This window comes from Paraburkholderia fungorum (assembly GCF_046026025.1).
GTDB lineage: Bacteria > Pseudomonadota > Gammaproteobacteria > Burkholderiales > Burkholderiaceae > Paraburkholderia > Paraburkholderia fungorum_E.
Map to the genome: position 1 here is coordinate 1 of NZ_JAQQFL010000036.1, position 15,408 is coordinate 15,408.

A 15,408-nucleotide genomic window follows, 5' to 3' on the forward strand; every position below is an offset into this window, starting at 1 on the left:
AACACCGCCAGCTCTTAAGCGGGTCCCCCGCGCAGCCACGGTAGTGGTGCATCTGGAATCTGTGTTCCCGCACACTCCGCGTCTGTGACACAGCAGTCATTCTTCCGGCGGCGCTGCGCGCGCCGCCGCGCATTTCTTAACACCGATTGTTTGGGTTGCGAAGTATTTCCGCGGCCTGAACGTATGCGCCCGCATGGGCGCAGGCCGCCCTGGTGGCGGCCCGTTCTTGTGAGTGCTTTAGCACGAGTCGCAACGGGGGACTTGCTGTGCGGCACGGGGTTCTACATTTCTTAGTCGCCTCGATGCGCTGCCCGAAATCATAAAACTAAGTACCGCGAGTACCCATACACCAACGCCACCATATAGCATCACCCACCCAAAGCCGTCGATTAACGCCGCGTGGACCGCCGTTCCCGTGGGATCGATTTGCGCTAGCGCCGGTATTCCCGCTCTGACCGCTTCCACATCTCCCGCGGCAATTTTCTCGGCAAGTCGCGCAAGCAGGCCGGAGTCGATCGTTGCAGGCAGTCTCGCCTTCAGGTGGAACAGGATGCCGGCAATCAGGATCGCACCCATCAACGCTATGTTGATCGCAAGCGTAATCATCCGCGCACTCATGTCGATCCCGGATGCCATGCCCGCTCGCTCCGCAGGAACCGCACCGGTCGTCGTGTTAGTTACCGGTGTGTTGGTCAGGCCGAGACCGGCGCCGGCGAGTATGCAACCAGGCAACATCGTCAACGCGTCCGGATGCGCGACGCTGCTGCCAAACTTCATCAACATGAAACCAAGGCCGATGACGAAGAGGCCACCGGGAATCGCGATTCCTGAGCCGTAACGCACAATAAGCCGTTCGCCAAGCGGAGGGAACAGCAGCGTCGGCAGCGTGTACGCAAGCAAGGCCAGTCCCGCAGTCATGCTGTCGTAGCCAAGACCGATCTGGAAGTAGATCGGTATGTAAATCATGAAAGGCCAGAAACTGAAGTTCATGCCCGCGGAACCCATCAAAGCACCCGAAAACTGCGGAATCCTGAATACCGAGAAATCGAACATCGGGCGCGCGCTAAAGCGCTCCGCGTACAGAAATGCTACGAAGGCAAGCACCGTCGCCACGAGAATGAAAATCGCGCGAGGGCTGCTGAAACCGAGGTCGGGACCCTGCGTGATGAAATACACCAAACCGAAAACCGCCAGCGACAGGGTGGCGATGCCGGCCACGTCGAGTGTATGCGCGTGCGGATCGCGCGATTCCTGCACGCCGCCGAAAACCAGCGCCAAGGTCAGGATGGCGAGCAGCGCATGCACCCAGAAAACCCATTGCCATCCCGATACCGCCACGATCATGCCGCCAATGATCGGCCCAAAGCCCAACCCGATGCCGAGAATAATGCCCCACGCGCTGAACGCCCGGGCGCGCTCGGGTCCCTCGTTGAACTGGTGCGAGAGCACGGCAACCTGACATATCAGCATCGCGCCGCCACTCGCGCCTTGCAACAAACGCCCAACGATCAGCGTCGGCACGCTCTGCGCGAGACCGCAAATCAGTGAGGTCAGGCCAAACAGCGCAATACCCATGACGAAAATCCGCCGGCGGCCGAATCGGTCCGCAAGCGTGCCGGTTGCCATCAGTACCGTAGTGACCGCAAGCGTGTAGGCGTTCATGATCCATTGCATGTCCTTGAAGTCGCCGTGCAGAACACGCTCCAAGGTGGGCAGGATCACCGGCACGCTCGAAATTTCGAGGCCGAACATCAGTGAAGCAAGACACACGGCGCCCAGCGCCAAGGTGTTCTTGCGGATGGAGAAGCGGGTCGTCGTTTGCGCCGGTTCGCTGGACATAGGAATTCACCTCGATAGTCGATGGCCCTGGCCACCAGAGAATGTGTAATATAGAAGGGAATTAGCGTCCCTATTGACGCTGTTTTGTCCCGTGAATGCGTCTTTGAGGGAACCAATGAGGTGAGGGATATGAGCGACATCCTGGATGGCGTGACGACGTTCGTGCGTGTCGTCGAAACGGGCAGTTTTGCTTTGGCGGCGGAGCGCATGAACCTGACGCGTTCGGCTGTCGGCAAGGTGATCGTGCGGCTGGAAAAGCGCCTCGGTGTGCGCCTGCTCAATCGCACCACGCGCAGCCAGAGTCTTACCGAAGACGGGCAGGCCTATTACGACCGCTGCGTACGTGCATTGGCGGAACTCGAGGCGGCCGAAGCCGATCTCGACTCAGGGCGGCGCGAACCCAAAGGGCGTCTGCGGGTGAGCGTGCCACAGGCGTTCGGCCATCATTGCGTGGCGCCGGTCCTGCTCGAACTCGCGCGCAGGCATCCGCAACTGAAGATCGATATTTCGATCAGCGATCGCTTCGTGGACGTGGTGGAAGAGGGCTTCGATCTGGTCGTGCGGATTGGTCCGCTGCCCGACAGCGCGAGTCTCGCGGCGCGCCGGCTGGGGGTGCAATACGCGAGCATCGGCGCGGCGCCGTCCTATCTCGCACAACGCGGCAAGCCCCGTAACGTCGACGAATTGCGCGGCCATACGACCATCGCCTACCTGCGCGCGGGCGTGGCACAGCCGTGGGACGTGGTGGATGTCGACGGGCAAATCCGCCGTGCCCAGGTCGAACCGCAACTCGGTTTTGACGACATGCAGGGGATCGTGGACGCCGCGATTGCCGGCTTTGGTCTGGCGTGGCTGCCGTGCTGGTTGCTGAGCCGTTATGTGCAAACGGGCCAAATGGTCGCGGTCATGGAGAACTGTTTTCGACCCCAGCAGGAGATCCACGTGGTGTGGCCGAAGAGCCGCTATCTGGCCTTGAAAACGCGCTATGCGATCGACGCGCTGGTGGCGGGAATTCCCGCCATGGTCAGGGCGCCCAGCGTGGACGCCCTGACTGACGCATAGTGCCTAGAACTGCATCGTGGCGCTGGCCACGGCCGTGCGCGTCGGCGAAGGGGAGACAAAGGAGCCCCACGCCGTGGTCCAGTAGCGGCGGTTGAACATATTGTTGATGCCCGCGCGCAATGTCACGTCCTTGCCGGCGATCTTCGTCTCATACCGGCCGCTCAGATCGAAGGTGGTATAGGCCGGCACGAACTGCGTGTTGGCGGCGTCGACCGCCTGGTTGCCGACATACTTGCCGCCGAACGCCAGCGTCAGCGGACGCAGATACGACGGGTTGTACTCGATACGGCCCGTGAACGTGAAGCGCGGCGCGCCATAAATGCGCTTGCCTTCGATGGCCAGGTCGTCGATATCGACAGCCTTCGTATCGAGCCACATCATGCCGCCCATCACGCGCCATTCGCTCGTCAACGCGAGCCAGCCGCTCGCGTCGATGCCGGTGTAGCGCTTGGTGCCGTCCTGCACGAACACGTTGGCCGTGTTCGTATAGTTGTAACCCTGGTCGACGCGGAACAGCGCGAGGTTGGCGCCCCATTTTGCGTGATCCGTCTTGAAGCCGATTTCATACTGCTTGCTCCTCAACGGGCCGTACGTGGCGGGGTAGTTGAGGTTGGTGTTCGACGCGGCACCGCCCTGTTCGAGTGACTGGACATAGCTCGCATACACCGTCGAATACGGGTCGGTCTTGAACATCAGCGCGAAGGTCGGCGTGACCGGGTTCGCGCTGTACTGCGATGTGACGGCGCTCGACGGATCGTACTGATGCTGGCGGAATTGCGTGTAGCGCACGCCGACCAGGGCCGACAGACGCGACGTGAATTGCAGCGTATCGCTCGCGTACAACGCGGCCTGCGTGATGCGTTGCTGACGATAGAGCTCCGAGCCGATGCTGACTTCGTCGTTGGTCAGCAAGGTGCTGTTGTACAGATTGCCGGTGCCGAGGAAATAGCCGTTGTTCCAACCCGTGCTGTTGCTGTACTCGGCGGTTTGCGTCTGGTAGCTCGCGCCGGCCACGACGTCGTGCTTGATGCTGCCGGTGTTGAACTTGCCCTGCACCATCGCGTCGACGTTCTGATAGAAGTAGCGCGTCATGGCCGCATAGAGCGTGTTCGAATAGTTGCCCGCGGCGTCGTTGACGAACAGGAAGCTATCCGAGTTGGTGCGGTTCTCCTTGGCAAAACGATACTTCACGCTCGCATGCCAGTTCTCCGAGAGGCGGTAATCGAGGCCCGTGCCGAACGAGGCCATCTCGGTCTGGTAGTAATTCTGCGGCTGCGTCAGCGCGTGGGTGACAGTGCTCGCGTCGGGAATTCCCAGACCGCTGGCGAAGCCCATGCCGAACAGCGTGCCGTTGGTCTTACGCTTCTGATAGAAGGCGTCGACCGTCCAGGTCAGGTCCGGCGTGATACGGAAGTCCAGCGCGAGCGAGGCGACCTGGCGGCGAATATGGCCGTTCTGCTCGGCGGTATTGCCGTCCTCGTTGACGAGGTTCAGGCGATAGCCGAAACGGTTGTCGTTGCCGAAGCGGCCGCCCAGATCGATCGCCTCGGTGAACACGCCGGCCGACCGGTAGCCGACCGAAATGCTGCGGTACGGGTCGTCGGTCGGCCGTTTCAGCACGAAGTTGACGATGCCGCCCGGTGAGCCGAAGCCATACATGAAACCGGACAGACCCTTCAGCAATTCCACCTGCTCGAACGGTTCGAGCGGCAGGTCGGTGTCCCAGGACGGGAACGTCTGGCCGTCCACCTTGATACTGTTCAGCGTGTCGATCGGCATGCCGCGCACCTGGAACATCGAGTTTTCGCCGACCGAGTTATCGCTGCTGACCGACACGGCCGGGTCGTACTTGAACAGATCGTTGGAGGTCGTCGCGAACAGGTCCTTGCCTTCCTCGCTCGTTACGGTGCGGGTCGAAAACGGTGTGTCCACTGCACGGCGCGTACCCAGGGCGCCCGCGCTGACGGTGTCGGCTTGCGCCACGCTTGTGTCTTTCGTGGCCGAGACGCTCACGGCCGGCAGCGTGGCGGCGTCGCTTGCCGCGTCCTGTGCCGATGCCGATGACGACAGCGTGGACAACGACAGACCGACGCTGACGAACAGCCCCGCACTGAGTAGAGACGGTGCGCGGCGGTGGCCGCGCATCGACGTCGGCCGCGCTGGGCGGCTGGCGAGAAGGAAATTCTGCATAGTGTTTGAGTTAGGCAGCGCGACGCCGTCGCGCACCCAGGATGGGCGAAACGGCATCGTTCGATGCGGATGGTGGTTAAACAGGTGGGCCAGACGTCGTTTGCAAGCGAATGGTAATGCATCTGATTCGCATTAACAATATGCTTTCAACTCAAGTCATCTATAAGACATCTGTCTTAAGGCCTAGGGTAACTGGCTGTAAGCCTTATCTGGCGGGACTCGACCCCGTTTGCGGCGGGTCGGCAATATGTTTGTTTAGCAGCGAGTAGAGGAAAACACGCATATACTCACGGTCGAGCCGTAAAAAGTAGTGCCGTGGGTCGCGCTGCGTTTTGCTGCTTCGTCGCAACTCGCGGGCTCAGCGCCACGAACGCCCTGTCTACCACTTCACCTAGCAAAGCATCAAAACATGTCCACATCGCCGAAGATCATCTACACCCTGACCGACGAAGCGCCTGCTCTGGCGACTTATTCGCTGCTGCCGATCGTCAAGGCGTTCACGCGCTCGTCCGACGTGATCGTTGAAACGCGCGATATCTCGCTCGCCGGCCGGATCATCGCTGCATTTCCGGACTACCTGACCGCGGAACAGAAGGGTCCCGACGATCTGGCGGAACTGGGTGGACTCACCACGCGTCCGGAAGCGAACATCGTCAAGCTGCCGAACATCAGCGCTTCGGTGCCGCAACTGAAGGCTGCGATTGCCGAACTGCGCGATCAGGGCTTCAAGCTGCCGTCCTATCCGGACGTAGCGAATACCGACGCTGAAAAAGACGTCAAGGCGCGCTACGACAAGATCAAGGGCAGCGCCGTGAACCCGGTGCTGCGCGAAGGCAATTCGGATCGCCGCGCGCCGTTGTCGGTCAAGAACTACGCCCGCAAGCACCCGCACAAGATGGGCGCGTGGAGCGCGGACTCGAAATCGCACGTGGCGCACATGAGCGGCGGCGATTTCTACGGCAGCGAAAAATCGGCGCTGATCGCAGCAGCCGGCGCCGTGAAGATCGAGCTGACCACCGCCGACGGCTCGACCAAGGTCCTGAAAGAGAAGACGGCCGTGCAAGCGGGCGAGATCATCGACGCGTCGGTGCTCTCCAAAAACGCGCTGCGCAGCTTCATCGAAGCAGAAATCGCCGACGCGAAGAGCAAAGGCGTGCTGTTCTCGGTGCACCTGAAAGCAACCATGATGAAGGTGTCGGATCCGATCATCTTCGGTCACGTGGTCTCGGTGTTCTACAAAGACGTGCTGACCAAGCACGCCGACGCGCTGGCGCAAGCCGGTTTCAACCCGAACAACGGTATCGGCGACCTGTACGCGCGCCTGAAGGACCTGCCGGAAGAAACGCGCGAAGCGATTGAAGCCGACATCAAGGCCCAATACGCGCAACGCCCGCAACTGGCCATGGTCAACTCGGACAAGGGCATCACCAGCCTGCACGTGCCGAGCGACGTGATCGTCGACGCGTCCATGCCGGCCATGATTCGCGAGTCGGGCAAGATGTGGGGGGCGGACGGCGCGCTGCACGACGCCAAGGCGGTGATTCCGGACCGTTGCTATGCCGGCGTCTACCAGGCGGTGATCGAAGACTGCAAGAAGAACGGTGCTTTCGACCCGGTCACGATGGGCACGGTGCCGAACGTCGGCCTGATGGCGCAAGCCGCTGAAGAATACGGTTCACACGACAAGACGTTCCAGATTCCGGCGAGCGGCGTGGTTCGCGTGACCGACGCAGCCGGTAAGGTGCTGATCGAGCAGCCGGTTGAAGCGGGCGACATCTGGCGCATGTGCCAGACCAAAGATGCGCCGGTTCAGGATTGGGTCAAGCTCGCGGTCAATCGCGCTCGCGCCACCGGCACGCCGGCTATTTTCTGGCTGGACGCAGCGCGCGCGCACGACGCCCAGATCATCAGGAAGGTCGAGCAATACCTGAAGGACCACGACACCACCGGTCTGGATATCCGCGTCATGACGCCGGTCGAAGCCACGAAGTTCTCGATCGAACGCATTCGTGCCGGCAAGGACACGATCTCGGTCACCGGCAACGTGCTGCGCGACTACCTGACCGACCTGTTCCCGATCATGGAACTGGGCACCAGCGCGAAGATGCTGTCGATCGTCCCGCTGATGGCTGGTGGCGGTATGTTCGAAACTGGCGCGGGCGGTTCGGCGCCGAAGCACGTTCAGCAACTGGTCGAAGAAGGCTTCCTGCGCTGGGATTCGCTCGGCGAATTCCTGGCGTTGGCGGCTTCGCTCGAACACCTGAGCGGCGCGTATCACAACCCGAAGGCGCAGATTCTGGCCAAAACGCTCGATCAGGCAACCGGCAAGTTCCTCGACAACGACAAGTCGCCGGCGCGCAAGATTGGCGGTATCGACAACCGCGGCAGCCACTTCTACCTGGCCATGTACTGGGCGGAAGCACTCGCCGCGCAAACGGAAGATGCTGCCTTGCAGGCGCAGTTCGCCGGCGTGGCCAAGGCGATGGCCGACAACGAAGCGAAGATCATCGAAGAGCTGGGTGCAGCGCAAGGCAAGCCGGTGGATATCGGCGGTTACTACCGTCCGAATGTCGAACTGACGAGCAAGGCCATGCGCCCGAGCGCGACGCTGAACAAGATCGTGGACGCGGTCGTTTAAGGTCCTGATCGAGGTGCTGCATGAGGTGCTGAACGAGAGGCTGAAGCCGCCGTTCAAGGTGCTGAAGCAAGCACGGAAATAAGCCGTAAGCAAAACGATGGCGCTCGTCAGGAGCGCCATCGTCGTTTCTACGCGTATCGAATCGGTCATGCCGGCCTTCACACGTGAACGATTTCCCATTCGCTGAGTTTTTCAGGAATTTCGAGCGTCGACGTGTCGACTTCCGTCAGTTGCGGGCAGCTCAGGCCGCGGGCGACTTCATCGGCTGCCTGTTCCGGGCAGGAAAATTCACCGAGCGTCTCGTTGCCGTAGGTTGCCTCCCAACCATCCTGGGCCGGCAAAATGTAGAACGCTCCCTGGGTCGATCCAAAGCGAAAGCCTTTCATTTTTAGTCTCCCAATTGCCAATTAAAAATCGCTGTGCCGTGGTGGCTTCAGGTAAGGGGCGGGGGACTCGCTGCGACTGCGCTTCGTCCCGTCTTTTGCTGCACCCTTTTCGCTGCGTTCCATGAAGCGTCGGCTCTTGTAAAAGAGTCTACGTCAGCAAGTCATGGCGCAAGGGGGCGTTAGACGGTTCATTCGATCAAAAAATATCTTTTAAAAATAAAGGCTTAATCGCGACGTTTTACGATGTGCAACGTGGGGCGACATTGCGAAATGGCGAATTTGTGCCACGCACCACGATTTTTTACGAAGCAAGGGCTCATGCCACATCGTGAAATTTTGACGTCCTGGCCAAATAGTGGGCGCCATGCGTTCTCGGCACAGCGAAACGGCACGGGTGAATGGCTCCGTTCAGGGGAGAACCCGCTGCAGAAAAGCGAGCATCACGTGGTTGAATTGCGCCGGCCGTTGCAGCGGGGCGAAATGACTCACGCCCGGCAGGAGAATCAACGCCGCGCCGGGAATGCTGCGCGCAAGATAGTCGGCGTGATCCGGCTTGATGAATTCGTCGTGTTCGCTTTGCACGATCGCAACCGGCACGCGAATCCGGGCCAGATCGTGGGCGGAATAATTAGGCTCGGTTCTCATCATTTCGCTGACGGCGCCAACGAATGCGTCGAAGTCGTCGGGCGTGGCCGAGAGCTGCGCATAGTCTTTGGCATGCCGTGCGAAACACCGGTCGATGATCGGCGTCGGCGCGAATTCTTTCGTCCCGCCCGGATCCATGTTGCAGCCGAAGAAGAACACGCCCGCAACCCGTTCGGGGGCCTGACTGCCCAGCACCATGGCGACGCAGGCCCCATCGCTCCAGCCCACCATCGCGGCGCGCTCGAGCTGCAGCGTGTCCATCACGGCCAGAACGTCGGAGGCCATCAGCTGGTACTGATAGGGACGCGCGTCGCGGGTGCTGCGGCCATGACCGCGGCTGTCGATCACGACCACACGGTGCCCGGAGCCGATCAGCGCCGGAACCTGATAGCCCCAGTTGCCGCTGTGCCCCAGACCGCCGTGCAGCAGGATGACCGGCGCGCCGCTCCCGTATGACGCGTACCAGATGCGTGCCCCTTCGTGCCCGACGTAGCCTTGATCGCTTGAAGCGGGCAGCGGGGCGGCACCGTGGGCTGCGAAATGGGTGAGATCGTCGTCGTGGAATTCCATGGACGGTTTCTTCCTGGTGAGTTTGGCAACCCAAGGATCCATCAGCTTGCCGGCGCCGTCACCAGAAAATCAACCGGGCTACGAATTCTCGCGCCCGAACGGCGCGTCAGGTCACCGCAACCGCAACGTCTTTCAATGATTGGTCTGCCCGAGTCCATGCTGCGCCGGCGCATTCGAATGACCTGCTGACGTGGCGTTCGAAACGACCCTTCCCGGCGCGGGAAACACCACGAGCATCAACCCGACCCCGGCAAGCAGCACCACGGCCAATCCAATCAGCCCGAATTGCGCGCTGCCGGTCTGGGTCTTGACCCAGCCGACGAACGCCGGACTCACGAAGCCGCCTGTGCCGCCGAGGCTCGTGATCATCGCGATGCCGCCCGCTGCCGATGAACGCGGCAAGAAGGTCTGCGGAATCGTCCAGAACACCACGAAGGCGCCGTAGGAAGCCGCCGCGGCCAGCGCCAGCAGGCCCACACCGAGCGCGACGTTATGGCCGGCGGCGGGCAGGAGCGCGAACGCCAGCGCGGTCACGCAAGCGCTCGCGGCGATGTGCCAGCGACGCTCCATGGTCCGGTCGGAACTGGCGCCGACCACATACGTGCCGAGCGCTGCCGCGATAAAAACGAGTGCCGACAACAGCCCCACGTCCAGCACGTTGGCGACCCCCATGTCGCGGATGAGGGTCGGCGCCCAGAAGCCGATCGCGTTGAACGGCATCATCACCGCGAAATAGACGAGCGCCGCGAAATACACGCGTGGATTGGCGAGCGCGCCGCGCAGCCCGTCGAGATGGCCGCTTTGTTTGGTCTTCTCATCGGCGGCGAGTTCGCGCGACACCAGCGCCTTTTCACGCGCGTCGAGCCAGTTCACGTCTTCCGGCCTGTCGCCGAGCATGACGAACGCGACGATGCCGAGCGTCACGGCGGGCACGCCTTCCAGCAGGAATAGCCACTGCCAGCCCGGCAAACCGCCGACACCCGCCAGCCGCGTCATGATGAATCCGGACATGGGGCCGCCGACAATGCCCGCCACCGCCGTCGCCATCATCAGGAATGCGGTCACGCGTGCGCGCCGCGCGCCAGGAAACCAGCAGCTCAGATAAAAGATGATGCCGGGGAAGAAGCCCGCTTCGGTCACGCCGAGCAGGAAACGCATTGCGTAGAACTGCGTCGGCGTGCGGACGAACATCATCAGACTCGACACCAGCCCCCACGCGAACATGATGCGCAACAGCGTGCGGCGTGCACCGACGCGTTGCATCCACAGATTGCTTGGGACTTCGAACAGTACGTAACCGATGAAGAAAAGCCCCGCACCCAGCCCGTAGGTCGACTCCGAAAAGCCGAGGTCGTGCATGAACTGCAGCTTGGCGAAGCTGATGTTGACGCGGTCGATATAGCTGATCACGTAGCAGAGAAACAGCAACGGGATCAGCCGGAAAAAGATCTTGCGGTAAGTGCGTTCGACTTCGACCGGTGTGAGGTCGTCGGTAGTCGGTGTGCCTGAATGCGAATAGCCGTGCATGATGGTCTCGCGAAGAATGCCCACTGCGGTGAGCGTCGCCGTGCATGTTGCTCGGCAAACCAGCGACGTCCAGTCTCAAAGCGGTTCGGCACCGCGTCACTATCCGTCCACGACGGCCGCCGCGCAATGCTCGCTTTCGTGCATGTGGTCGACGGCGCCGACTACGGTGTCCGCGCGCGGCAGGCAGCGTGCCAACGCGTCGCCGGCCCGCACGCCCTTGCCTGCGGGCAGCACGAACAGCGGATTGATATCCAGTTCCTTCAGATACGCCTGCTGGTCGAGCGCCATTGCGGAGAGCGCGACAATCGTTTCGACGAGCGCTTCGATATCGCCGGGCGGTTTGCCGCGCGCACCGTTGAGCATCGCGAAGGCGCGCAATTCGCGGATCATCGCGTGAGCGTCGGCGTACGTGACGGGTGCGAGCCGGAACGTCACGTCCTTCAGCACTTCGGCATAGATTCCGCCGAGGCCGCACATCACAGCCGGTCCGAACGACGCATCGTTCTCGATGCCGACGATCATCTCGATCGCGTCGCGGATCTCTTCCTGCACCAGCACGCCTTCGATTCGCGCGTGAGGCACATGGCGGCGCGCATTGGCGACGATTTCATCGAAGGCGTCGGCAAGCGTGGCTTCATCGCGAATGCCGACCCGCACGGCGCCGGCTTCCGTCTTGTGCGCAATGTCGGGCGATTGCACCTTGATCACGAGCGGAAAGCCGATCGACCGCGCAATCGCGCATGCTTCGTCGCGGTGATGGGCGAGCCCGCTCTTCGGCGTCTCGATGCCGTAATCGCGCAGCAGCGCCTGCGACGTGTGTTCGGTCAGGTCACCCTGACTGACAGCCAGCAGCGCGCGAGCATGCTCGACCTCGTAGCGCGCCTGGGCGCGCGGTTCGGCGTGGCGTGCCGCGGCGCGCTTTCGCTGTGCCTGTGCATAGTCCGACAGCGCCGCGAACGCGCGTCCGCAACGCACGGGTGTGGCGTACAAGGGCACGCCGTGTGCTTCGATCATCTCGTAGGCTTCACGCGCCATATCGCGGCGCGCGTTCCAGGCGAGCATCATCGGCTTGGCCGTGGCGTCGTAGACACGCACGATCGCCTCGGCCATCGCGCGGGCGACTTCGCCGCTCGCCGCGGCCGCCATGATCGCGATGGAATCGATGTCCGGATCGTCGGCAATGATCTGCAGTGCGTCGGCAAAAATCTTCGGCTCGGCGAGGATGCCCGCCGTGAGATCGACCGGATTGTTCAGCGAAGCAAACGCGGGCACGATGGGTTTGAGCCGCTCGAGCGTAGCGGCCGACAACGCGGGCACGGACATGCCGCGTTCAGCGCAGGCATCGGTAATCAGAATGCCGGCGCCACCGGAGAGCGTGACGACCGCGATCCGGTTGCCGTGTGGCAGGCGTTTGGCTTCGAAGGCGCGGGCGTAGTCGCCGAGGTCGGCAACATCGCTGACTTCGATCACGCCGGTCTGGCGGAATGCCGTGCGATAGAGCGCCGAGGCGCCGCCCAGATTCGCCGTGTGCGACGCGGCTGCCTTGGCGCCGTCGGCGGTGTTGCCGACTTTCCATGCAAGGAGTGGTTTGCCGGCATCGAGCGCGCGGTTGGCAACCTCGACGAGACGCCGCGCATCTTTCAGGCCTTCGATATACGCGGCGATCAGCGAGGTCTGCGGGTCGGCGATACAGGCATCGACAAGATCGAGCAGGCTGACATCGGCCTCGTTGCCGGTGGTGATGAAATGCCGCAAGCCGATGCCGAGCTCGTCGGCCATCAACAGCAGCGCGCAGCCAAACCCGCCGCTTTGCGAAATCAACGACAGGCCGCCGCGCCGGTAATCGACACCGAACGGTGCGCCGAAGCCGGCGTAGACGCTCGCGCCTGTGCTAACCAGGCCCTGGCAGTTCGGGCCGATCACGCGGATGCCGAACGCCTTCGCGAGCTCCGCGCATTCGCGTTGCAAGGCGGCGCCGGCTTCGCCCGCTTCAGCGAATCCGGAACTGTAGATGATCGCGAAGCCGATCCCTTTTTCGCCACATTGGCGCAGCATGTCGGGAACGCGGCGCGCCGCGACGAGGATCAGCGCGAGATCGGGCGTAACGGGCAAGGCGGCGATGCTGGTGTGGCACGCTACGCCGTCGATCTCCGCATACTTCGGATTCACCGGGTACAGCGTCCCCTGATAACCGTGCTGCAGCAGAAAGCGCATCGGCTGGCCGCTGATCGACTTCGGATCGTTCGAGGCGCCGACGATCGCGATCGAGCGCGGCTCGACGAGCCGTTGAATGTCGAGCGGTTTTTTGGCGTGCGCGGCTGGGTTCATGACATTTTCCATGGCGGTGTTCATGCGGCACGCGCAGCATCGGCATGATCGCTGTCCTGCGGTTGTGCCTGATTGCGTTCAGCCGCGCGCCGCAGCGTGATCTTCGCGATGTTCAACTGATGAATCTGAGTGGTGCCTTCGTAAATGCGGAACGCGCGCACGTCGCGGTAAAACCGCTCGACCGCATTGCCGGTGAGATAGCCGCGTCCGCCGAGCATCTGGACCGCGCGATCCGCGACGCGGCCGCACATCTCGGAGGCGAACATCTTGCACATCGAGGCTTCCAGCGCGACGTCCTTGCCCGCATCGCGTTGGCGAGCGGTTTCGAGAATCATCGAGCGCGCGGCAAAAATTTCGGTCTGGCATTCGGCAATCAGCGCCTGCACGAGCTGGAACTCGGCAACAGGCTTGCCGAACTGTTCGCGTTTCGATGTGTAGGCAACGGCTTCTTCAAGCATCCGCATGGCCGGGCCCGTGCACAGCGCGGCGAGATGAATCCGTTGCTTGTTCAATACCTTCATCGCAGTACGGAAGCCCTGGCCTTCGACGCCGCCGATCAGACTGGCCGCGGGCACGCGGCACGCATTGAACACGACGTCGCCGACCGGCGAACCCGCCTGACCCATCTTGTCGTAAGGCGCGCTGGTAGAGAGCCCAGCCATGCCGCGCTCGACAAGAAATGCGGAAATGCCGGCGGCGCCGGGCGTGGCCGGATCGGTGCGGGCCATCACCGTGAACAGGTCCGCGATCGGCGCGTTGGTGATGAAGCACTTGGTGCCGTCGAGGATGTAATGATCGCCGTCGCGTCGCGCGGTGGTGCGCAAGGCGGTGGCATCCGAGCCGGCTTCCGCCTCGGTCAAGGCGAAAGCGCCGGTCAACTCGCCGGACGCGAGGCGCGGCAGATAGCGTTGCTTCTGCGCTTCGGTGCCGTCGGCCACGAGCGCTTCCGAGCCGATGCCGGTATTGGTGCCGACCCGCGCACGGAATGCTACCGAGGCTTGCGAAAGCTCGAATGCGCCGCGCACGAGTTGCTCTGTCGACAGTCCCGCGCCGCCGAAATCGCGCGGAATGCTCCAGCCGAAATAGCCGAGTGCGCGCATGCGCTCGACCAGATCCGCCGGCACGGCATCGGCCTTTTCGATCTCGTTCTCGCGCGGTATGGCTTCTTCACGAACGAAGCGCGCGACATCGGCGAGCATCGCGTCGAAAGGCGTGGGATGGCTGGTCATGCTTGTCTCCGTCATGTGAGTCGATTTATGACTTCACTATCGAAGATTTACAGGTATCCGGCGTGATTTGTTCGACTCTGCAGAACAGAGTTTGGATATGCTGAACAGCGAGCGCAAAATTGGCTATCTGAAGGGAGACGATCATGGCAGCCAACAGCAAGCATTCCGCGGCGGCGCTGGCAAGCGACTATCTGGATTCGAAGGCGCGCTACGAACCCGACGAGTTCGACGGCGACCGGCAGTTCGCCACCACGTTGGCGCGCGGCCTCGATATCCTGCATTGCTTTACGCCGCGCGAATCGCAACTCGGCAATGCGGAACTGGCGGCGCGTACGGGCATGACCAAGGCCACGATCTCACGCTTCACCTACACGCTCACGCGCCTCGGCTACTTGCGCGTCAATCGTATGAACAACAAGTTTCAGCTCGGGTCGGCGGTGCTGTCGTTGAGCTATCCGTTGCTCGCGAGCTTGAGCGTGCGGCAGATCGCGCGACCTTCGATGAAAGACCTGGCGGATCAGATTCGCGGCTCGGTCTCGCTCGGCATGCGCGACCGGCTCAATGTGGTGTACCTGGAAAGCAGCCGCAGCACGACGCCTTTGGGGTTGCCCGCGGATATCGGCCTGAGCTATCCGATCGTGCGAACCGCGATGGGCCGCGCGCTGCTTGCGGCGCTCCCGGTCGAGCGGCGCGAGGCGCTCTGCAATGAGATCGCGGTGAAGGCGCCGAATGAATGGAACACGTTTCGCGAGCGCGTGATGAGCGGCATCGATTGCTTCTATGAGCGCGGTTTCTGCGTCTCGTATGGAGACTTGCGCCAGGAAGTGCACGCCGTCGCGGTGCCAATGAAACCTTCGGCCGACGGCGAGATCCTGGTGTTCAACTGCGGGGTGCCGTCTTACCTGCTGAAGGAAAATCAACTGGAAGGCGATATCGGGCCGCGGCTGGTTTCGATGGTGCGCAGTATTGAAGGGGCGATGGGGATTTATTAGCG

11 protein-coding genes are annotated in these 15,408 nt (G+C 62.2%); 4 read left to right on the forward strand and 7 right to left on the reverse strand.

Going from position 1 to position 15,408, the window contains the following annotated elements; genetic code table 11:
• Nucleotides 1-237: 237 nt before the first annotated feature.
• The gene (locus tag PQR67_RS30555) at nt 238-1,839 is read right to left on the reverse strand and encodes an MFS transporter (RefSeq protein WP_408466532.1); all 1,602 of its coding nucleotides are present in this window, start codon (nt 1,837-1,839) and stop codon (nt 238-240) included.
• Between the two features lie 129 nt (nt 1,840-1,968).
• On the opposite strand from PQR67_RS30555, the gene PQR67_RS30560 reads away from it, so the two are divergent.
• Nucleotides 1,969-2,901 (forward strand): LysR family transcriptional regulator, encoded by a 933-nt coding sequence (locus tag PQR67_RS30560; RefSeq protein WP_408466533.1) that lies wholly within the window; start codon nt 1,969-1,971, stop codon nt 2,899-2,901.
• A 3-nt stretch (nt 2,902-2,904) separates the two neighbouring features.
• On the opposite strand, the gene PQR67_RS30565 is transcribed toward PQR67_RS30560, so the two are convergent.
• Nucleotides 2,905-5,091, reverse strand: a complete 2,187-nt coding sequence (locus PQR67_RS30565) for a TonB-dependent siderophore receptor (RefSeq protein WP_408466534.1) — start codon at nt 5,089-5,091, stop codon at nt 2,905-2,907.
• 409 nt (nt 5,092-5,500) lie between these two features.
• On the opposite strand from PQR67_RS30565, the gene PQR67_RS30570 reads away from it, so the two are divergent.
• On the forward strand, nt 5,501-7,729 hold the full coding sequence (locus PQR67_RS30570; RefSeq protein WP_408466535.1) for an NADP-dependent isocitrate dehydrogenase: 2,229 nt from the start codon (nt 5,501-5,503) through the stop codon (nt 7,727-7,729).
• Between the two features lie 158 nt (nt 7,730-7,887).
• Here the strand turns inward: PQR67_RS30570 and PQR67_RS30575 are convergent, their stop codons facing one another.
• Together PQR67_RS30575 and PQR67_RS30580 are read right to left on the reverse strand one after the other, a co-directional pair.
• Nucleotides 7,888-8,115 (reverse strand): hypothetical protein, encoded by a 228-nt coding sequence (locus PQR67_RS30575; protein WP_120342398.1) that lies wholly within the window; start codon nt 8,113-8,115, stop codon nt 7,888-7,890.
• 408 nt (nt 8,116-8,523) lie between these two features.
• Entirely contained in the window at nt 8,524-9,330 is an 807-nt protein-coding gene (locus tag PQR67_RS30580; protein ID WP_408466536.1) for an alpha/beta fold hydrolase, read from the reverse strand.
• On the opposite strand from PQR67_RS30580, the gene PQR67_RS30585 reads away from it, so the two are divergent.
• Nucleotides 9,329-9,469 carry a hypothetical protein gene (locus PQR67_RS30585; protein ID WP_408466537.1) on the forward strand — a complete coding sequence of 47 codons (141 nt, stop codon included), beginning with the start codon at nt 9,329-9,331 and terminating at the stop codon, nt 9,467-9,469. The genes PQR67_RS30580 and PQR67_RS30585 overlap by 2 nt on opposite strands.
• On the opposite strand, the gene PQR67_RS30590 is transcribed toward PQR67_RS30585, so the two are convergent.
• The 3 genes from PQR67_RS30590 to PQR67_RS30600 form a co-directional block, all read right to left on the reverse strand.
• A complete protein-coding gene (locus PQR67_RS30590; RefSeq protein WP_408466538.1) occupies nt 9,463-10,857 on the reverse strand; it encodes an MFS transporter in 1,395 nt (464 codons plus the stop codon). The two genes, PQR67_RS30585 and PQR67_RS30590, sit on opposite strands and share 7 nt — an antisense overlap.
• 99 nt (nt 10,858-10,956) lie before the next feature.
• Nucleotides 10,957-13,185 carry an acetate--CoA ligase family protein gene (locus PQR67_RS30595; protein WP_408466539.1) on the reverse strand — a complete coding sequence of 743 codons (2,229 nt, stop codon included), beginning with the start codon at nt 13,183-13,185 and terminating at the stop codon, nt 10,957-10,959.
• Nucleotides 13,186-13,205: 20 nt separating this feature from the next.
• The gene (locus PQR67_RS30600) at nt 13,206-14,414 is read right to left on the reverse strand and encodes an acyl-CoA dehydrogenase family protein (RefSeq protein WP_408466540.1); all 1,209 of its coding nucleotides are present in this window, start codon (nt 14,412-14,414) and stop codon (nt 13,206-13,208) included.
• A gap of 143 nt (nt 14,415-14,557) precedes the next feature.
• On the opposite strand from PQR67_RS30600, the gene PQR67_RS30605 reads away from it, so the two are divergent.
• Nucleotides 14,558-15,406 (forward strand): IclR family transcriptional regulator, encoded by an 849-nt coding sequence (locus PQR67_RS30605; RefSeq protein WP_408466541.1) that lies wholly within the window; start codon nt 14,558-14,560, stop codon nt 15,404-15,406.
• The last annotated feature ends 2 nt before the right edge of the window (nt 15,407-15,408 follow it).

Bases quoted from the DNA above. Each gene is read 5' to 3' on its own strand.
- PQR67_RS30570 (WP_408466535.1), top strand. From the start codon at position 5,501: ATGTCCACATCGCCGAAGATCATCTACACCCTGACCGACGAAGCGCCT.
- PQR67_RS30555 (WP_408466532.1), bottom strand. From the start codon at position 1,839: ATGTCCAGCGAACCGGCGCAAACGACGACCCGCTTCTCCATCCGCAAG.
- PQR67_RS30595 (WP_408466539.1), bottom strand. From the start codon at position 13,185: ATGAACCCAGCCGCGCACGCCAAAAAACCGCTCGACATTCAACGGCTC.
- PQR67_RS30560 (WP_408466533.1), top strand. From the start codon at position 1,969: ATGAGCGACATCCTGGATGGCGTGACGACGTTCGTGCGTGTCGTCGAA.
- PQR67_RS30565 (WP_408466534.1), bottom strand. From the start codon at position 5,091: ATGCAGAATTTCCTTCTCGCCAGCCGCCCAGCGCGGCCGACGTCGATG.
- PQR67_RS30600 (WP_408466540.1), bottom strand. From the start codon at position 14,414: ATGACCAGCCATCCCACGCCTTTCGACGCGATGCTCGCCGATGTCGCG.
- PQR67_RS30580 (WP_408466536.1), bottom strand. From the start codon at position 9,330: ATGGAATTCCACGACGACGATCTCACCCATTTCGCAGCCCACGGTGCC.
- PQR67_RS30585 (WP_408466537.1), top strand. From the start codon at position 9,329: ATGGACGGTTTCTTCCTGGTGAGTTTGGCAACCCAAGGATCCATCAGC.
- PQR67_RS30590 (WP_408466538.1), bottom strand. From the start codon at position 10,857: ATGCACGGCTATTCGCATTCAGGCACACCGACTACCGACGACCTCACA.
- PQR67_RS30575 (WP_120342398.1), bottom strand. From the start codon at position 8,115: ATGAAAGGCTTTCGCTTTGGATCGACCCAGGGAGCGTTCTACATTTTG.
- PQR67_RS30605 (WP_408466541.1), top strand. From the start codon at position 14,558: ATGGCAGCCAACAGCAAGCATTCCGCGGCGGCGCTGGCAAGCGACTAT.